Genomic DNA, 19,986 nt, shown 5'->3' on the forward strand with positions numbered 1-19,986 from the left:
ATCCTAACTCGTCTAGGCACTAATTTAGGCACTAATTTTTTGCCACACATTCACTTGTGGGTGCGCAATACGGCGCATATTCGAAGGGCGCCAAAACAACGCCTCACCTGGAGCCAATATAATATATCCCTCTACCGCACACTGCTCTGATAGCCATGCCAAAATATCACGCTGATCAAACTTGCGAAAATACAGCAGCATGTTTTGGCAGATAATCACATTTTGAAGATGCGAAGTGGGTGATTTTTGTTCAATAACATTGTGTAGAGCAAAGCTAACATAAGGTCGTAAAGCTGGCGCTACTTGCCAGTCAAACTGAGTATTGATAGACCTTTCTACTTTACTAGAAGTATCAGCCATACTCAGCTCATTACCTGCATTTTTGGTGATCAAAGGGTAAACAAACTGCTGACAATTTTGAGGAATTAATGAATACTGCCGTTGATCATATTGTCCTAATCGCGCGTTTGTAATCGCTTGCTCGCTCACATCTGTTCCCAGTATCACATGATTGGATAACTGCGCTGCTGTCAGACTCATGGCCAGTGACCAAGTCTCGTGCCCACTTGCACAACCAACGCTCCAAATGCGAAAGGGCTTACTCCTGTCATCTGCACACTTGTCTATTGCATATCGTGTGATGAAATCGATAGAAGGTTTATGACGAAAAAAGCGACTCTCATGAATCAGCACTTTGTCTAATAGCTGCTGACGAATCTCATTATTCTTTGGTAATTGATACCAGAGCTGCTGAGTAGTGAGTCCATTTAATGTTGCTGTGTGGTCAATGGCATTGGTCAACCACTGCAGCTGTGTATTTGGCAATATAAAGCCAATCTCTTGTTCTATATATCTCTGCCATTGCTGTAAATTAGCACTATCGCCCTGTATCATCTCATCACCCCATACAGGTTCAAATGTATTAGATAGAGCCTTTTCTGCTTGTATATGATTGTTCACGTCGCCTGCTATTATTAATGCTGCACGGCGTCAGAACCTATACAGCATTTTAATTAAAATCTTATACAAAAAGACGTATCGATACCGATTCAATATTCAAGCTAAAAGGTTAGACAATTTCTGATAAGGTTTGTTCAGAGTTAATCATTTCATCATCTAACAATTCATCATCATTGGATACTTTAAAGCCAGTAACCGACTCTTGTAGTGCGGCAGCCATTTCACTCAACTCACCAATAGAACGTGCTGTGGCCAACGTACCAGATGAGGTTTGTGAAGTAATATCTTGAATGATATTCATAGTATGAGAAATATGGCCAGCAGATTCAGCCTGCTGTAATGCAGCATTTGAGATGTTCTGAATCAAGTCAGCCAACGTGTTAGAAACGCTCTGGACCTCTTCTAGTGCTTCACCAGCATCTTTTGCCAAACGAGCACCACGTACTACTTCAGATGTCGTCGATTCCATCGACATAACCGCTTCGTTGGTATCCGCCTGAATGGTTTTTACCAATGTTTCAATCTGTTTGGTCGCATTCGCTGAACGCTCAGCCAGACGCTGAACCTCATCAGCAACAACTGCAAAGCCTCGACCAGCCTCACCTGCCATCGATGCCTGAATGGCGGCGTTCAATGCCAGAACGTTGGTTTGGTCTGCAATATCGTTAATCAAGCCAACGATATCACCAATCTCTTGAGAAGACTCACCAAGGCGCTTGATACGTTTCGATGTCTCTTGAATCTGATCACGAATAACGTTCATACCTTCAATCGAACGCTGTACAACTTCTGCCCCATTATAGGCAATGGCAACTGAACGCTGAGCAACCGTCGCAGACTCTGACGCATTATTCGAAACTTGGTCAATTGATACGGTCATCTCATTAATAGCGGCTGATACACCAGCAATTTCTTGCGCTTGATGTTCAGAAGCTTCAGCAAGCTCAACAGCGTTCATCTGCGTTTGATCTGAAGACTGTGCAACTCGGTCGGCAGTACTGTTAATAACCAAGACCAATTGACGTAATTGGTCAATTGCGAAGTTTACTGAGTCAGCAATTGCCCCTGTAAAGTCTTCTGACACGGTAGCATTGACCGTCAAATCACCTTCTGCCAAATCCCCTAACTCATCAAGTAGGCGTAGAATAGCGATCTGGTTACGTTCATTTTCTTCTTGAATTTGACGAGCTCGTTCAGACTCTGCTTCTGCTTCTTGACGGCGGCGTAAGGTTTCTTTTTCAATCAGCAAACGCTCCGATCCACCACGTTGCTTAAGCAATTGATACGAGGCAAACATAATACCCAAAGCACCGATAGCAAAGACAAGTGCTGGTAAAACAATTGTTTGGTTAAAGTTAGTAAAGTCTTGACTCACCGATAACACCGCGTTAGCCAACCAAACGACACAGACCACACTCAGCAGAATAAAAAATCCTAATAATAGCTTCCACGTATTATTGGTCTCTTTGCCTTCTACAGTTGTGTTGCCTGTACCAGCTACAGGTTTTCTTTTAACATCACTCATCTTGCGTATCCCTTTCAAACAATCGTCAAAGTCTTATCGTGACTGACTTTGACAATCTTGTTGTTATCAAAACAATGATTAGCAAAGCCTGTATAAACTGACATCCCACTGTATCGTGTCAGCCGCTATTAATCTGTCGTTACCGAATAAATAGATGTTTTATTATCGATTACTATATCGCAGCATCTGAATACTGCAGATCTTGTGCCAGCAAGCTTGGCATGAAAACGTACCACTCCTGCTCGTCTTTCAAAAACTTACCATGGTTATAAGGTGCAAATGGTGAATTGGAATCAATCGCTTCTGGGCGGTAATGTTCCTGAGTGAACTGTTCGATACCAAGCACTTGATCGACCAGTAGCCCTGAAAAGTTATTATCGTGATCGATCACAATAACTTTGCGCTGGCTTAGCTGTGGCAAGCGGCTTGGCACTTGTAAAAAGCGTGACAAATCCGTCAGAGGTAGTAGTCGTCCGCGAATATTGGCAATACCTAGCATCCAAGGCTTTACTAGAGGTAAGCTAGTGTATTCTGGCATGGATAACACCTCTGATACCTGACCCATAGGAGCAACTAAGCGCTGACCACCAATCTCAAATACCACCCCTTGCCAATCAAACTCTTGACCACCGCGGCGACCGCTTTTGCGCGCACGTGCCAAATCTGCTAGACGCAGAAGCTCAATGAATCCTCTAGAGGCCACAAGTTACTCCATCACTTTGCGAATCATATTGACCAATACGTTTTCATCGACTGGCTTATTCATATACTCTTTGGCGCCTTGACGCTTGCCCCATACTCTATCGGTTTCTTGATTTTTGGTACTGATCATAATGACAGGTATATGAGCGGTGGTTTTGCCGCGAGTGATTTTCCGCGTAGCCTGAAAACCGTTCATTTCTGGCATTACTACATCCATTAAAATGACATCTGGCAGATGATCAGCTGCCATCTGACAGCCCTGCTCGCCATTTGATGCTTCTAGTACTTGAAAGTTATTTTTAGAAAGCATGTCGCGAAATTTCGCCATTTCTGATGGTGAGTCGTCAATGACTAAAACGGTAGCCATAGGATTTTCCTTTATTTTCTAAAATATCTATGAGGATATATTGTTGATAAAACGACTGAAAATAATGGCCAACAACTTATTCGTGATTTATTTTTATGCTAGTCACTTAGTATGTTAGTCACTTAAATAGTGAGTCATTATTTTTAATCTTAGCAATCACTATATTTGAGTCTATAGAGCTGATTAACGGTACTGGTTAATCGCATCAAAAAGCTCATCTTTACTAAATGGTTTGGTCAAATACTCATCAGATCCGACGATGCGGCCACGGGCTTTATCAAATAAGCCATCTTTAGATGACAACATAATCACGGGTTTATTAGCATAATCAGGGTTATTTTTTATGAGTGCACAAGTCTGATAGCCATCTAAGCGCGGCATCATGATGTCGACAAAAATAATATCTGGGTTGTTATCAACAATTTTTGCTAAGGCATCGAAGCCATCTATAGCGGTTACGACTTCACAACCCGCTTTTTGTAGCAAGGTTTCTGCGGTACGGCGAATGGTTTTTGAATCATCAATCACCATTACTTTCAAACCTTCAAAATTATTTTCCATTATCATTATCCTATGAACGACTATTTATTCGTAACGCTCTCTGTCTATATAAAGCTCTAACAATCATCTTAAGTCATGATATCAGTCAATATGAGACCAATACAAAAGACTGAGACTTCATTAGACCTTTTATGACAGTGAATACCTTTTATCAGTGTCTGCCCATCAAACACAGCGTCAACATGAGTTACTATACGCACTTTGCTCGTAATAAGCTCATAAAATTGAGTGCGATTTTTAGCTTTTTAGGCCTGATATTTTACTTCTATAACCATCAAGCAAAGTCGTATTATCTCTTAAAACACTCAAAAGTTTTTGAACTCACTTACTTTCAGTGACAACGTCATTTAAACAATGAGGCAACCAACTTTATGATATCCCTGCATTATATAGAATCAATAACCACATTGCTGAATAATTTTCTTTTGTGATAAAAATGTATCACAGTATTTCGTTATGTTTGTTTTAGCACAGTTATTGATGCTTTTCCAGTCATTAGCGAATTAATGTTCTAACTAATGAGTATCATAAACCGCTGTTCTTATTTAATAAGTCGGCAACCTCATCTATTTTCTTATGACAAACGCTTACGCTATCTAAGATTAGTAAGTGTGGCGCAATTGTTCCACCGCGTATCTATTCACTATATAATGAAACGACGACTATAACGGTGACTGCTATGACAGCCTTTAAACATTCCAAAAAAAGCCTCTACTTGCTCAGCGTTTTATTGCTTGCTGCTTGTCAACCCTCACCATCTGAGAATGAATCAGTCGCTCCCGAAAACACGGCAACGGCAGACTCCCCCGTTGTCATTACCAGTGATAGTGTCACGATCACACCAGAACACATACTCAGTATAAAGTCTTCCCGTTATCAGCCAAGTCTAGGGCTGCAAGGTAGCATCGAGCCTATCAAACAAACCAAATTTGTTGCAGTACATCCCGTCAATATAGAAAAAACGTTCGTTAGCGAAGGTCAATGGGTAGAAAAAGGTACGCCTTTACTAGTTGTCAGGCGTTTGGCGGCGGTGAGTGATCCTACCGTAAAATCAGACACATCTACAGAAGCCAACTCTTCTAAAGAAGAGATAGTGACAAGCACTACCAATAATAAGAAACCAGAGAGTACACCAAGTATCGACGACAATTCTGACTCTAGCTCTACTAAGGCTTTATCTGTTGATAATGATGCTAATGTAAATAATACTAACAATGATAAAAAAGAGTCGTCAGCAGCAAACCTTGTCACAGATAATAGTGACAACACCGATGGTAATGGTATAAAAGCTGCTACTAAAAAACCGAACCCACAATATAATTTGGTGACGATAGCTGCTAGCTTTTCAGGTCGTGTAGAAAACCTATATGCCACAACTGGTGAAAAAATGGCGGCGCGCACGCCCCTATTAGAAATTAGTGACGAGACCAAATTGCACTTTGCGGCGACACTACCCATTCAAGCGGAGCCTCAGCTTTCAGTTGGTCAGACCGTCAATTTTACGACCGAAGGTATCACTGACAAGTTTACAGGTCAGGTCAGTAAGCTTGTGCCTACTAGCCAGCCAAAAAAACTGTTGGTGTATGTTAACGTCATTGACAATGAAGCCAGCCGTGACAAGCTACAACCAGAAATGAAGGTCACGGGGCGAGTCAATTATGGACAAATAGACGTAGGTACTATCGTGCCCAAGCGCGCCTTGCATGATGTTGACTTAACAGAGTTACAAAAACCGCCTTATATGCCGCTTAAACCGTTGACCGCCAATGTCTGGATTATTGGCCAAGACCAGCGTCTGACACGCCAGCCTATTGAGGTTGTTGAGTATGATCCGACCACGCAACAATATTTGATTGCTGGTGTGAGTAACGATAGTTTAATTTGCTTGGCTGACTTACCTATTGACTCTGAAGGCAAAAAAGTCATCGTGTCATAGCCATTCACGCTGACAGTTACATTTGGTAGAAACATTAACAAAGCCTATCTTGTTTTGTAACAGCATCATTAGGCAATATAGTCGTACTATATATAGCACTATCCGAGTATTTAGGACTATTTTTATCACTACGTATTTTTATCATCATGATAGTTCAGTACTCTAAAACACCTGAAAACTTAGAGGCTCAGAGGTTTAATGGCATAGAATGTAAAAACTACTGATACTTCTATCATAGTTAAGCGACTAGCATAGTTAAGCGACTAGCACACATTAGACCTTTGGCAAATTATAAGAACAATTAGAGGATATCCCATGAGCAAGCAGATTTTATTGATTGAAGATGATCCAGATTTAGCAGAGCTGATCAGTGATTATTTGACCATGAATTACTATGACGTCCATCATGCAGGTTTGGGTCAAGAAGGCCTTGATCTATTAGATACCAAAGAGCGCGATATCGATTTGGTGGTGCTTGATTTGATGCTGCCCGATATGGATGGTATGCAGGTCTGTCAAAAGATCCGTGGCAATAAAAACAACATGACCAATAAAGTACCTATTATCATGTTGACGGCCAAAGGTGATACCACAGATCGCGTGTTGGGCCTTGAGATGGGTGCCGATGACTATATCGCCAAGCCTTTTGAACCGCGTGAGCTATTGGCTCGTATCCGCGCTGTGATTCGCCGTCATGAGCAACCAAACCAAGCAGACAGCCAGTCAGATAGCTTGACGTTTGGCCGCTTAAGCGTATTTCCTGACAGTCATGAGGTGACGATTGATGATGAGCCGGTACGTTTGACCACGCATCAGTTTCAATTACTACACTACTTTGCCACGCATTCTGGTAAAGTACTCAATCGTGAGCAGCTCTGGCAGGCGATGCCAAATGATGACAGCTCAGACAATATCGACCGCGCCATTGATGTGCATATTTCACGTTTACGCGCCTTGATTGAAGACAACCCTCGCCAGCCCAAACGTATCATCACCGTACGCGGCGTCGGTTATCAATTTGCCACCGATCAGGTCTGATTTTTTGCTCATATTATGAGCGGCAGCACGCTATAAACGGCAGACCATATAGTAACCGTTTTGAATCGTTATAAACGTCTGATAATAGAGATGGTTTAATGCAGCACTTGGGTTTTCGTTCCGTATTTGCCAAACTATTTGCCAGCGTTATGCTGGCGCTTATCTTATTTGCAGTGGCGATGGTGCTGTTGACCCAGCTGGTCCATGATAAAGATGCGGGAATTCGCTCCGAGGTATTGGCCACTCAGATCTTAGGGCAAATCGATCCTTTTTTGCATGAGCTAAATACCGCCATTAGCAAAGACAACCGTTTGCAGTCGCGGTTTATGCTGGCGGTCGTCAAAAAAAGCTTTGATATTTTTGACGAGTCTTTACAGGCCAAAATGGGTCTGTATGACAGCGATGGTCATTTGCTGATGCAAACCGACCACAGCGATTTGCCATTAGAGCTGCCGCCTACCCCATCTTTGTTATCACGCGTTTTCCCTTCTTTTTCTGATACCGCCACGACCCAGCAAGCACAAGTATATAGCAGCACAGGCTATACGCTGCTGTACGAATCGCGTTTACCGCCCAAAAAACCAGCCCTTTCTGCGGCATTGAACCTATTTACTGGCACCTTATTGCTGCTGCTTATCATGGCAGGGGTTTTGTGGATTATTGCTCGCACCATGACGTGGCGTATCAATCAGATGAGCCAGCAGATGACGCAGCTGGGTGATGGTGATTTTACCGTGCGAGTCAATGCGCGCGGTAATGATGAGATTGCTTCCTTGGCGCGCGGTTTTAACCAAGCGGCACAAAAAATCGAGCACCTCGTTGATGCCAACAATTTATTATTGGCGCATGCTTCTCATGAGTTGCGTACGCCTATCACGCGCATTCGCTTGCAGATTGAAATGATGGATATGTTGGCAAGCGGGCTGCCAGCAGATACCAAGTCCAAGTTTGACAAACGCGCTCATGCCATCACTCGCGATCTGTCAGGTCTCAATGATTTGGTCGAAAGTATATTGTTGGTCAGTCGTCTAGACGCAGGTCATGCTTTGCAGCAAATTGAAAACTTGGATTTATACGATTTGGTCAATCAAGAACGTCAGCACTATCCTGAAGCCACGTTGATTGGTGAGCACATCATGATCGACGGTCAATCATCAATGTTGACTCATCTCATTCGCAATCTACTGACCAATGCCATGCTTCACGGTAAGCCGCCCATTACCGTGTTACTGTACGGCGTTCAGACTATCGAAGATGCTGGCACTGTTCCTGATTACCTATTGCAGACCGTGCTCTCTAGCAGTTTCACCGATTATAATAGCTTGTTGGATTTTGACTCTTATGAAGAGCCGCTTGATACCAATAGTGATGAGCAGGAGTCTGCTTCTCCCGAAAATGCCGACTCTACTCTGAGCAATAAAGACAAAATTGATTCAGTCGAGCCAATAGCTGTCTTGCCAGCACCGCCAATCTACAAAAATGGTGAAAATCTAACAGTCGGTGAAGATGTAAATGCTGATCTTAACTTTATTAAAAATATCCCAAGTTCTGTAAAACCTGATGCTCATATTACTAGCACCGATTTAGATAAAGTGATTTGGAAGGCCGTTCCTGATTCTAAAGACACTTCAGACTCTAATAAAGACGCTAAGAAATCCGTACATGATAATCTTATCGAATCTACAGATGGAACAATCGACAATCGTGCGCATGCTCTTGAAAACGATAGCAATCGAAAAACTGACAAAGTAGCAACTGATACAACTATCCACAAAAATGGCAGCAAAGATAAAGCGAAAAACAGTGCTAAAGCCAACACCCAAAATAATAACGAAGCCGCAGCCACACCGCGCAAAGAAGGCTTATTTGCTAAGCATCTAAAAAAGGCAAAAACTGAGCCGGTGCGCCCACTACCGAAATACGCGGTGCTAGCGGTGATTGATGAAGGCACAGGTATTCCTGAAGAAAAACGCGAAGAAGTGTTTAGTCCCTTCGTACGGTTACAGCAAAAGAATAAAGGGTCAGGGTTGGGGCTTTCTTTGGTTTCTCAGATTGTCACCGCGCATCAAGGGCGGATCACTACTGATACGCTAAACGGTCATACTCGCTTTTTAGTCGCCATACCCGTTGAACATAACCCTCATTACAATCAGCATGAGTAATCAGCTATATTTGAAAATACGTTACTTTGTTGATATTACTCCCACTGATACCCCTCAAACATTCCTTCCTTAATAGCTATTCATCATAAGTCAGTCACGGATGTGCATATCCAAAGTGACTGATAATATGCTATATTACCGCCCCTTATTATACGGTTATTGACTATTGTCGTTTTGATGGGCTTCTTATCTAGTAATAGAAGCATAACGACACACGATGACCATTAAAAAATTTATTGAATTTTGAGCCCTCCATGAATGACATGATTGTCTTAAACGATGTGACCAAAAGTTTTTTAAGCGACCGATCAATCAAAGACAAAGACGGCAAACCACATTGGTTTACTGCTGTTGAGCCGACATCTCTGACTATCAAACAAGGCGAGATTTTTGGTCTAATGGGCTATTCAGGCGCAGGTAAATCTACCTTGTTGCGCTTGATTAACATGCTTGAGCGTCCAGATTCAGGCCAAGTGGTGATAGACGGTACTGACTTGACCACGCTATCTGCCAGTGAACTGCGTATTGCTCGTCATAATATCGGTATGATTTTTCAGCAGTTCAATCTCATGACTAATCAAACCGTTTTTGACAATGTGGCGTTCAATCTAAAAATCTCAGGCTATCCTAGCCGCGATATTCATAAACGCGTTATGGAATGTCTTGAGATTGTCGATTTAACTGATCGCGCTGGACATTATCCTGCGCAGCTATCCGGTGGGCAAAAGCAACGTGTCGGTATTGCACGCGCGATTGCCCCGAGTCCAAAAGTATTGCTGGCCGATGAGCCAACCAGTGCGCTTGACCCTGCAACGACTCGCAGTTTGCTGACTTGTTTGCGCGATATCAATGAGCAACTTGGTGTGACCATCGTCATCGTAACCCATGAGATGAGCGTCATTCGCAGACTCTGTGATCGCGCAGCATTATTGCATCAAGGTCAGCTATTAGAAGTGGCCGATGTACGAGATGGTCTGATTCAGGCAACTACCCCGATTGGCAAAGGCTTAGTCGTTGAGGACTAATGAGGCAGGAGAAATAAATATGTTAACTGGTACTGAATTATCCGCCTCTATAGACAAGCTGCTTGCCCTACGCAAAGAGATTATGAGTGCGTTTGTTGATACGTTTATCATGCTTGGTATTTCAACCACGGTCGCCATCCTTATCGGTGGGCTCTTTGGCGTATTCTTGTTTTTGTCTAGTGACCGACAATTTTTGCAAAACAAGACACTCTATGGCGTACTTGGCGCCATTACCAACTTTATGCGCGCCTTCCCTTTTGTGATTTTGATGATTGCGATGAGTCCGTTTACCAAAGCTATCGTCGGTACTGGTATCGGTCCTATCGCCGCCTCTCTCGTCCTTGCGATTGCAGGTTCGTTTTATTTTGCGCGTTTGGTTGAGCAAAATTTGCGTGAAGTACCGCGCGGTATTATTGAAGCAACTGAATCGATGGGCGCCAGACCTTTTACAATCATCAAAGTACTGCTCAATGAAGCGCGCTCAGGATTGGTACTCTCGGTCACTATTCTTTGTATCAGCTTACTCTCTTACTCAGCAGCGGCTGGTATGATCGGCGGTGGTGGTTTGGGTGATTTGGCCATCCGTTATGGCTATTATCGCTATCAGACCGAGGTGATGATTTTTATCGTGCTGGTGTTGTCAGTGATGGTGATATCGATTCAAGCGTCTGGCAACTGGCTCGCCAATCGTTTAGACAAACGTTAAACCGCTTTAGAGAATACTTGACATTACGAGCGACTAGGTTTATTTTTGGCAACACTCAACCCTTATCTCAGCTCTCACAAAAAAGCAGCATTACTATTTATAATGTTGCTTTTTTAATGTTCAGACGATAAATGTTTCACTCAATTTTATTCATTATTAAGGACATATTATGAAACTAACAGATATCAGCCGTCAGTTAGCCACCGCATTTGCCGCGGTTGGCGTATCAGGTTTGGTCTTAGTTGGTTGCAGCAACTCATCAGCGCCAGAAGCGAACCAAGAGCCTGTTACCGAAGGTGCCACTGCAGAAACGACTGCGAGTACTAGTGACATCGATCCTGAACACACCAAAATTGTTATCGGTACGACTGAAGGTGATTTTGCTGATATGGTTCGTAACCAAGTAAAAGGCACACTTGAAGCTCAGGGTTATGAGGTTGAGTTAGTTGCATTTACTGATTATGTTCGTCCCAACCTTGCCTTGGCAGAAGGCGACTTGGACATCAACATCTTCCAGCACAAGCCATATCTTGATACCTTCAAAAAAGAGAACAACCTTGATCTCGTTGAAGTATTCCAAGTACCAACCGCACCACTTGGTATCTACTCAGGCAAAAAGTCTAGCCTAGATGAAGCATTCAAAGGCATGAGTGTTTCTGCGCCGAACGATCCAAGTAACTTTGCTCGTGCGTTGGTCATGATGGACGATCTTGGCTGGATTAAACTAAAAGACGGTATCGACCCATTGACTGCATCAAAAGCTGACATCGCTGACAACAGCAAATACGATATCGATATCGTTGAGCTAGAAGCGGCTCAATTACCACGCGCGCGTGATGAAGTTGACTTTGCAGTAATCAACGGTAACTATGCAACTGACTCTGGCATCAAGCTGACTGAAGCTTTATTCCAAGAGCCAAGCTTTGCTTATGTGAACTGGTCAGCGATCAAATCTGCTGATACTGGTAAGAAATGGGTCGAAGATGTCACCAACGCCTATAACTCAGAGGCTTTCAAAAAGTACGCGCATGAAACATTCCCTGGCTACAAGTACCCAAAAATCTGGGGTTCTGACACTAGTGCAAGCACTGATACCGCAGCTAAAACTGACAGTACTGAAACGGTAGAAACAGAAGCCGCGGCTCAATAAGACACTAAAATCATCAGTGCCCAGCCATACGGGTACCTCAATGATTATCGACGCTCATCACTTAACCCTGGTGGGCGTTTTTTAATGTCTTCGTTTTGCTGATCTTACCTCTTTTTAAGCTTCCTATCATCCTAACAGGTTATCGAGTTCACGTTACAGCCTGTTTGTCCTTTGTAGGGATGCGTCACACGCTCTTCCACTTTGCTCTAGTTTTTCTTATAGTAGACAAACTTGATTATTAGATGAGCTAAACAACTGCTAAGTTTTCCTACTAGTATTAAATGTTTTGTTTAAAACCATTTTTAACTCAAGACATACTATAAATTATAAATAAAATAAGGATAAAAATATGAGCGCTAAAAACTATAATATTCGTACCGCAGGACAAGCAAATATTCCCGTTTTAGGACTGGGTACTTGGCAATCAACTGGTCAAGACTGCATAGACGTGGTTAAAAAAGCCCTAGAAATGGGCTACGAGCACATTGATACCGCTCAAGCTTATGGCAACGAAAAAGAAGTGGGTGAAGGTATCAAGCAATCCGGCGTGGCGCGCGATAAATTCTTTTTGACGACCAAAATTTTTCCAGATGACATGAAATTTGAGCCAGAAAAGCTCAAAGCTGCAGCTAAAAAGTCTCTAGAAGATTTGGATGTAGAGTACGTTGATTTGTTACTACTGCATTGGCCAGATGATCGTGTACCATTATCTGAGACCATCCCTGCCTTGTGTGAGCTGCAAAAGCAAGGGTTGACCCGCCATATCGGTGTGTCTAATTTTAATATTGATCACATCATCGAAGCCAAAAAATATGCGGATGTACCTATTGTCGTAAACCAAGTAGAATTCCATCCGTTCATTAAGCAAGATACCTTGCAGGCATTTTTGAATAACCATCATATTTTGCTAGAAGCTTACTCACCACTCGCTCGTGGCGATGTATTTGATAACGATATCATCAAAGAGATTGCAGATAAGCATAACGTCACGCCAGCGCAGATTTCATTGGCATGGATCTTATCAGACAAACACCGCGTTGCCATCCCAAAAACGTCTAACCCTGATCACTTACAAGGCAATTTAGACGCCATCAAAGTAGAGTTGAGTGCAGATGAATTAGAAAAAATCGGCAAGCTAGCCAGTTCTGATGGTCGCAAGATTGAGCATCCTGATTATAGCCCTGAATGGGATGACTAATCATTGATTGAATAGTCTCAGCTCAAAAAAAGGCCACCGATTATCGGTGGCCTTTTTTATATATGGTTGATACTTATGATAATTACTGTTGCAAGGTTTCCGTTTCATGGATTCTTTGGGCAGGATTGTATTGCTCAGAAGAAGGCACTGCCCCGCTACGATTGTTTTCTTTCATTGATTTAGCGACTTCTGGTGGCATATAGTTTTCGTCATGCTTTGCCAATACTTCACCAGCGACAAAGGTATCTCCTTGCATTTTACCGGTGGCTACGACGCCTGAGTTTTCGGCAAATAAGTCTGGCAGAATACCTTGATAAGTCACAGGTACGGTTGATTGAAAGTCAGTAATCGCAAACTCAACATTCAATGGATTGTCTGCTGCACGCTGGACACTACCAGCCACCACCATACCTCCAGCACGAATACGCTTGTCTTGAGGCGCCTCACCTTGAGCGATAGCGGTCGCATCAAAATAATAGTCGGTTTGCTGCCCGATAGCATAAATAACCAATATGACTGCTACAGCTGCACCTGCCAGCGTAAACATCACCCACATCAGCTTTTTCCGACGAACTGCATTCATACCTCTACCTCGTTGATGAGTCTCTGTTTTAAATACAATTAGCCCATAAAACAGAAAATATTAAAGAAACGACGATTAGAAAAACGCTTGCAAGAAACATTGTCAAAAAATCTTTCTAATCGTAATCTTCTAATGATCATATGATAGCATTTTTCGGACAAATCAATAAGCCCTATAGCTACTCGCAAGGTCATATTTTTGTCAATAAAAGCATATAGTTTCTTACGCTAAAACCCTGATATTAATATATTTTCTCAGTCAGATTGCTTGGTGATCGGTGTGGATTTTTTGGTCGTGCGCTGTGCCTGACGTGCTTGTTGAATCGTCAGCTGCTTGATAAGCGCTTGTCTTTGTCTGCGACTATAAATAATAAAGGCCAGCATCACGCCGATGGTAATCGCCCAACATGACCATACAAAGACCCCATGCTTACCCATGGCGATAAACTCAGATATGCTATAAAAGTAAGGCTGCATAGTAGGTTCCTAGCCGTTATTTGTGTTGAGCACGAATGTATTCTTTGACCCACGCTTTGCCTTGGTCACGATGTAAGATCAGCGTATTGGTACGATAAATCGCCATGGTCGCAACCAACAAATAACTACCGATAATCATGAGCAACAGTGGCATCCACATGTCAGCTGACATCTTCGGTGCTTCGGTCAGACTGAAAGTGGCACCTTGATGTAAGGTATTCCACCATTCTACGGAGTACTTGATAATCGGTAGATTCACCGCACCAACAATAGATAAAATAGCAGCCGCTTTACCACGATTGGCCGTGTGCTCAAAAGCAGCAAACAGCGCCATCACCCCTGCATACAGAAACGCTAATATCAGCATTGAGGTAAGACGCGCATCCCATACCCAGTAGGTCCCCCATGTTGGCTTGGCCCAAATAGACCCTGTGAGCAAACTGATCACACAAAGCAAAAACCCCATCGGAGCAAGTGCCTGCGCGACCAGACTGGCTGTCTTAATCTTCCACACCAAATAAATCACCCCCAAGACGGCAAGGGAGAAATAGATAGAGATAGCAAGACTGGCTGCTGGAACATGGATAAAAATAATACGGTAGCTATTGCCCTGCAAATAATCAGGCGGCGCAAAAGCAAGACCCCATACGCTACCAATGAGCAAACAGAGACTGGCTAATATCGCGAGCCACTTGACCCAAGGACTAAAAATCTGAAAGAACTGCTTGGTGCCTACGGTGGTCAAGAAGCCCTGCCAAATGCGCTGCCATAGGCTAGGAGACGAGACGTTATTCAGGTTGGGCATGGGAATAAACCTATTACACAGCTTACTGGTCATGACCGATGTGGCCTACAAAAGCACACTATCAGCTCACCTGCTGGCGTTAAACACTGGATAGAATCTACAAAGAGCTGTTTACGTATTCAATTGACTATTATAGCAAAATTGCCCGTTTTCAACACGATGTTAATACATGGCGTTTAGATAACTGGATTTAGACGACTGGGTTTTTAGTCTTTCGCAAATGTACTTAATTGAGCCATGACATTTTTAGGGTCAGCGCAATGACCCACGGCATCACTAGAACGGAGAGGATACTCCCTGCCAGCAATAGCGCCAAGATGGGCAGACCATTTAAACCAGTCGCAAATAAGTCTACCGCGCCTGTAGCAAAAATTAATACAGGCAGCTGCATTGGCAATGCAATCAATGGTACCAATACCGCGCCATTCTTCAATGATAGCGTTAGGCTACTGGCGACTGCGGATAGCATCAAAAGCATCGGACTGCCTGTCACGATAGACGCCATCAATATCCCCGCCTCAAACCAACTCAGCTGAAATAAAGGGACTGCCAGCAAACTGAGTATCGCCACGATACCACTACTAAAAATCCAGTGAATGACCAACCTAATAAGCACCCATAGCGGCAATGACGCTTTGGCGACGACCAATTGTGCAAGCGTACCGTTATCAAGTGCAGGCTTGAACAAGCCATCAACACCCATCACCAAGGACAGCAATGCAGCAATCCACACGGCTGATACGCCAAGACGCCGCAAAAGCGCAGGCTCACTACCGACCGCTAGTGGAAACAAGGTGATAATCACTAAAAACAGTACCAATGGGTACAACCATTGTACCGCCCCTTGCTGCTTAACTTGCCATTCACGGCGCCACAACTGCATAAACCCAATACTGCGCGGCGTTGTGACAATAACATTTGATTTTTTATTCGCGGTTATGGTTGTGCTCACTTGCATTGGACTGTCTGTCATTATTCATCCTTTTACCGATACTGATGGTACTGATAGCAGTCATATTTAGACCATGTAATCTGACAAATCGAGCATTTGATTGGCAACACCAACGGCTTGATGACTGGTCATGAGTATCGAGCCACCAGCATGAGCAAAGTCGCATAACCGTGCTTCCATACGTGCCACCATATCGACATCGAGTGCGGTAAACGGCTCATCAAGTAACCACAGCGGTGTCACATCTGGCGTCAATAAATACAATCTTGCCAGCGTGATGCGCCGTGTCTGACCAGCGGATAGATGACTTGAGCTGATTGTTTCAAACCCCTGTAGCCCAACCCAAGTGAGTGCATCGTCAATATCAGTAGCGCTAGGCGTGATGCCATATAAGTTTAATAAAAATGTCAGGTTTTGTGCCACGGTTAGATTTGGATGGATGCCAAGCTGGTGCGAAACATATAACGGTTGAATAGGTAGACCTGATAGACCTTGATAAGAAATCTCACCTGTTAAAACCGGTAATAATCCTGCCAGCTGCATGAGTAACGTGGTCTTTCCGGTTCCATTTGCGCCAATCAGATGACAAATACTACCCGCTGACAGGTGCAGCGTCACCCCTTCACAGAGCGGTATCTCGCCGCGCTGAACCGTCATCTCATCAAGCGTTAGTACAGGCGTATCCAAAACCGTCATCAAAACCTCTGGTTATTTATCAAGCAGCAATCAATATTCATCACAAACAAAGGTAATATTCGTGGCATAATACCCTATGCTCACCACAAACACACAGTATAACAAATTGTCGATTACTCTTACTTCAAAAAGTACGAACTCAAAAAAATACGACCTCAAAATATGACTTCAAAATCTATGCAGACTTCACAAGATAGCCAAAATCAAATGCCAGATGCAGAGACTAACAGTGTCAATGTAGACACCAACTTGTCAAAAGCACCATTAACCAGCCGCTTGACGATAGACAGCTTGATTGACGCGCAAGTTGATTTTATGCAGCAGTGGTTGCACAAGCAGGCCGAGCCTTTATCGATGGAAGCTTGGCGCTGGTTTGGTGCTCAGCCCTTAAGCAACTACATCAATTGTGACCATTTACAGCATTTAATGAAAGACTGGCTGTTAAATCAGCCAATGACTGAGGTGATGCGTACAGATATCCGTGATATTTTGCATACCATTATCTATCACCCAGTCAATGACAACGTGCCTTTGTCTGAGCTGGTCGATGACACCCAAGTTCAAACTCTTGCTAACTATATTGGTAGCCATGAGCAGCAGCGTAACGTCCTCATTCATACGCTGGTGGGTAACGAAACCTTTGCGGATCTATTGACCCAAACGCTCTATCACGCTATCAATGATTTTATGGAGACCACGCTTGATAAAGCGGGCGGTGTTGGTAAACTGATGAAGCTTGGGCGCAGCTCGTTTGAGAAAGCGACCAATAGAAACCTCGATGAAAAACTACAAACGTACTTGCATCGCAATATCAAAGACTTGACGCGCAAAGCTGAAGCCAATGCACAAGCGCATTTATCAAATCAAGAAGTGGCGCGTTTGCTCATCATGGGCTGGGATCGTATCAAAGACCAACCAATCAGTGAGCTACAAACTTACTTAAGCGATGAGCCTAATAATAGCAGTATCGACCATATCGAAGCGGGTATCCAGCAAAGCTACAACCGCCTGCGACTGTCACCCTATCTACACAGTTTGGTATCAGCGAGTATTGATACTTGGTATGCCAATCATCAATCCGACACGATAGCGACCATTGCGGCGAGTTTGCATATCAATGAAGAGGCTATGGCGCAATGTAGCAACACTCTATTACCTATCGTATACGACGCCATTGAAACACCTTGGTTAACGGCTCATATTCGTGACATGCTAGAAGCATTCTATGCACAGCCTGCTGTCAAAGAAGGCTTGGCGCTCAATCACGATTAATTTACACCCCTTACTTGTCAGCATACGATTATGAGTCAACACGATAAACTCAGCCTGTGGCAAAAAATCAAACAGTTACTGACTGCTTCTGCCCCGCAGCCAGTAACTGATGCTGCGAGCAAGAAAAACAGGATGGCTTCTGCTAATACCAGTACTCAAGCAGCGGACAGCATCAGCCCTGTAGACGGTTCTCATTCGGGCAATGATCAATTGCCAACGCCTGATGCCACGCTCAAAACCGATGAAAAAAACACAGCCCCACCACATCATAACGAGACGCCCATCGTTGATTGCTTAAAACAGTACTTCAATGATAAGCAATGGCACTATACGCACTATCTTCCCAAAACCGGCGACAGCCAGCAATCGCATCATTTATCCCTAAGAATGCGTCATAAAAAAATAGACTGTGGTTACCTGTTTCGTGTTCAGGAAAAAAATAAACTGTTAGCAATCTATGGCATTTTGCCGTTTTTGATACCAGAGAGTCATCAGAGCGCTGCCCTACTACTCATCACTCAAATTAACTATGACATGCTGATTGGCAACCTAGAGATGGATGTCAATGATGGGGAAATACGCTACAAAAATGCGATCGATGTCGAAGCGGTTGGTATCGATACTGAGATCATTGAGCACTCACTACAAAGCGTCGTTGCGATGACCACGGTTGCAAGCGAGCTATTTGGCGACTTGATTAATAATCAAGACCCTGCTGAAGATATGCAGACATTACTGACAGAGCTGCGCCAGCAATCAGATGCACGCACATTCTTTTTGCCAACTCAGTATGTTCAGTAATCCACTGATTCTGATGGCTATCCGCAGCTTTTACAATTCCTCACCAACCCCTTATTTTCAAAGCGTTTAAACTTCTCTATCCTTAAAACACTTTTCAAAAAAAACATGCTTTAACACTATGCTAAAAATCGCCTATTCTGACGTGTTTCGTTATAGCGTGCCCGACAAGCATCGCTTTCCCATGCAAAAATACACCATGATACCTGAGCGCTTATTGAGTGAGGGCACGATCAGTCAAGATAACTTCTTTGCTCCTGCCTGCTTAAGCGAAGAGGAGATTTTGACCACTCATACAGCAGAGTACTGGTATCAGCTCAAAACCCAAACGTTACCGCGAAAGGCGGCACGAGCAATTGGGTTTGAGATGACACCGCAGCTGGTGGAGCGCGGTCGCTATATCGCCCATGCAACTTATGAGTGCGCGCTATATGCTCAGCAATATGGCGTGGCGATGAATGTCGCGGGCGGCACCCATCATGCATTTGCCGATCATGGCGAGGGGTTTTGTGTGTTTAACGATGTCTGTATCGCCAGCAATTTATTATTAAATCGCGGACAAGCGAAGAAAATTTTGATTGTGGATTTGGATGTCCATCAAGGCAATGGCAATGCCAGCATTATGGCGGATGAGCCACGCGTTTTTGTCTTTAGCATGCATGGCGCTAAGAACTACCCGTTTCGCAAACAAGTCTCTGACCTAGACATTGAGCTCGATAATGATACAGACGATGCGACCTATCTTAGGTTATTAAAAGACACCCTACCACGCTTGATTACTGAGGTTGCACCAGATATGATTTTTTATCAGTCTGCAGTCGATGTGCTGGCGACCGATAAACTAGGTAAACTTAGCTTAACGCAAGCAGGTTGTAAGGCGCGTGACGAGTACGTATTGCAGCAAGCAAAAGCCGCTAGCATTCCAGTTGCTATCGTCATGGGTGGGGGTTATTCTGAAAATATTGAAGATGTGGTCGAGGCGCACTGCAATACCTTTCGAGTGGCACAGCAGCTGTATTTTGGTGAAATAGCTGGTTAAGGTTCAGCGCATGTATGGTGGAGACAAAAGAGTAA

The 19,986-nt window shown here is 43.6% G+C and carries 19 protein-coding genes and 1 pseudogene; 10 read left to right on the top strand and 10 right to left on the bottom strand.

Going from position 1 to position 19,986, the window contains the following annotated elements:
• Positions 1-24: 24 nt before the first annotated feature.
• The 5 genes and pseudogenes from CUR83_RS11520 to pilG form a co-directional block, all read right to left on the bottom strand.
• Positions 25-960: a CheR family methyltransferase gene (locus tag CUR83_RS11520; RefSeq protein WP_071002989.1), complete on the bottom strand. Its 936-nt coding sequence runs from the start codon at positions 958-960 to the stop codon at positions 25-27.
• Between the two features lie 109 nt (positions 961-1,069).
• Positions 1,070-2,143: pseudogene (locus CUR83_RS11525) on the bottom strand (methyl-accepting chemotaxis protein); the annotation flags it as partial.
• A gap of 514 nt (positions 2,144-2,657) precedes the next feature.
• Positions 2,658-3,188 (bottom strand): chemotaxis protein CheW, encoded by a 531-nt coding sequence (locus tag CUR83_RS11530; protein WP_071002987.1) that lies wholly within the window; start codon positions 3,186-3,188, stop codon positions 2,658-2,660.
• A 3-nt stretch (positions 3,189-3,191) separates the two neighbouring features.
• The gene (locus CUR83_RS11535; RefSeq protein WP_071002986.1) at positions 3,192-3,554 is read right to left on the bottom strand and encodes a response regulator; all 363 of its coding nucleotides are present in this window, start codon (positions 3,552-3,554) and stop codon (positions 3,192-3,194) included.
• A 183-nt stretch (positions 3,555-3,737) separates the two neighbouring features.
• Positions 3,738-4,115 (bottom strand): twitching motility response regulator PilG, encoded by a 378-nt coding sequence (gene pilG / locus CUR83_RS11540; protein ID WP_057761576.1) that lies wholly within the window; start codon positions 4,113-4,115, stop codon positions 3,738-3,740.
• A 679-nt stretch (positions 4,116-4,794) separates the two neighbouring features.
• Between pilG and CUR83_RS11545 the strand changes: the two genes are divergently transcribed.
• The 7 genes from CUR83_RS11545 (at position 4,795) to CUR83_RS11575 (ending at position 13,330) form a co-directional block, all read left to right on the top strand.
• Positions 4,795-6,051, top strand: a complete 1,257-nt coding sequence (locus tag CUR83_RS11545) for an efflux RND transporter periplasmic adaptor subunit (RefSeq protein WP_071002985.1) — start codon at positions 4,795-4,797, stop codon at positions 6,049-6,051.
• Positions 6,052-6,366: 315 nt separating this feature from the next.
• Positions 6,367-7,089 (top strand): response regulator transcription factor, encoded by a 723-nt coding sequence (locus CUR83_RS11550; protein ID WP_058025471.1) that lies wholly within the window; start codon positions 6,367-6,369, stop codon positions 7,087-7,089.
• A 98-nt stretch (positions 7,090-7,187) separates the two neighbouring features.
• A complete protein-coding gene (locus CUR83_RS11555) occupies positions 7,188-9,251 on the top strand; it encodes a sensor histidine kinase (protein WP_284719691.1) in 2,064 nt (687 codons plus the stop codon).
• Positions 9,252-9,505: 254 nt separating this feature from the next.
• Positions 9,506-10,276: a methionine ABC transporter ATP-binding protein gene (locus tag CUR83_RS11560; RefSeq protein ID WP_284719692.1), complete on the top strand. Its 771-nt coding sequence runs from the start codon at positions 9,506-9,508 to the stop codon at positions 10,274-10,276.
• Positions 10,277-10,295: 19 nt separating this feature from the next.
• Complete coding sequence (locus CUR83_RS11565; protein ID WP_071002982.1) at positions 10,296-10,982, top strand: methionine ABC transporter permease; 687 nt, start codon at positions 10,296-10,298, stop codon at positions 10,980-10,982.
• A gap of 169 nt (positions 10,983-11,151) precedes the next feature.
• Positions 11,152-12,132: a MetQ/NlpA family ABC transporter substrate-binding protein gene (locus CUR83_RS11570; RefSeq protein ID WP_093069302.1), complete on the top strand. Its 981-nt coding sequence runs from the start codon at positions 11,152-11,154 to the stop codon at positions 12,130-12,132.
• Between the two features lie 349 nt (positions 12,133-12,481).
• Entirely contained in the window at positions 12,482-13,330 is an 849-nt protein-coding gene (locus CUR83_RS11575; RefSeq protein ID WP_284719693.1) for an aldo/keto reductase, read from the top strand.
• A gap of 82 nt (positions 13,331-13,412) precedes the next feature.
• Here the strand turns inward: CUR83_RS11575 and ccmE are convergent, their stop codons facing one another.
• The 5 genes from ccmE to ccmA form a co-directional block, all read right to left on the bottom strand.
• The gene (gene ccmE / locus CUR83_RS11580) at positions 13,413-13,913 is read right to left on the bottom strand and encodes a cytochrome c maturation protein CcmE (RefSeq protein WP_223333408.1); all 501 of its coding nucleotides are present in this window, start codon (positions 13,911-13,913) and stop codon (positions 13,413-13,415) included.
• A gap of 254 nt (positions 13,914-14,167) precedes the next feature.
• Positions 14,168-14,389: a heme exporter protein CcmD gene (gene ccmD, locus CUR83_RS11585; protein ID WP_284719694.1), complete on the bottom strand. Its 222-nt coding sequence runs from the start codon at positions 14,387-14,389 to the stop codon at positions 14,168-14,170.
• A 16-nt stretch (positions 14,390-14,405) separates the two neighbouring features.
• A complete protein-coding gene (locus CUR83_RS11590) occupies positions 14,406-15,194 on the bottom strand; it encodes a heme ABC transporter permease (protein WP_058025463.1) in 789 nt (262 codons plus the stop codon).
• A 226-nt stretch (positions 15,195-15,420) separates the two neighbouring features.
• Positions 15,421-16,077, bottom strand: a complete 657-nt coding sequence (locus tag CUR83_RS11595) for a heme exporter protein CcmB (RefSeq protein ID WP_284719845.1) — start codon at positions 16,075-16,077, stop codon at positions 15,421-15,423.
• A 135-nt stretch (positions 16,078-16,212) separates the two neighbouring features.
• On the bottom strand, positions 16,213-16,842 hold the full coding sequence (ccmA, locus tag CUR83_RS11600) for a heme ABC exporter ATP-binding protein CcmA (RefSeq protein ID WP_284719695.1): 630 nt from the start codon (positions 16,840-16,842) through the stop codon (positions 16,213-16,215).
• 162 nt (positions 16,843-17,004) lie between these two features.
• Here ccmA and CUR83_RS11605 point away from each other — a divergent pair, with 162 nt between their 5' ends.
• From CUR83_RS11605 to CUR83_RS11615, 3 genes are all read left to right on the top strand, one after another.
• Positions 17,005-18,114: a hypothetical protein gene (locus CUR83_RS11605; protein ID WP_284719696.1), complete on the top strand. Its 1,110-nt coding sequence runs from the start codon at positions 17,005-17,007 to the stop codon at positions 18,112-18,114.
• Between the two features lie 30 nt (positions 18,115-18,144).
• Positions 18,145-18,915, top strand: a complete 771-nt coding sequence (locus CUR83_RS11610) for a type III secretion system chaperone family protein (RefSeq protein WP_284719697.1) — start codon at positions 18,145-18,147, stop codon at positions 18,913-18,915.
• Between the two features lie 118 nt (positions 18,916-19,033).
• Complete coding sequence (locus CUR83_RS11615; protein ID WP_284719698.1) at positions 19,034-19,951, top strand: histone deacetylase family protein; 918 nt, start codon at positions 19,034-19,036, stop codon at positions 19,949-19,951.
• The last annotated feature ends 35 nt before the right edge of the window (positions 19,952-19,986 follow it).

The sequence above is a fragment of the Psychrobacter pocilloporae genome (assembly GCF_029872915.1).
Classification (GTDB): domain Bacteria; phylum Pseudomonadota; class Gammaproteobacteria; order Pseudomonadales; family Moraxellaceae; genus Psychrobacter; species Psychrobacter pacificensis.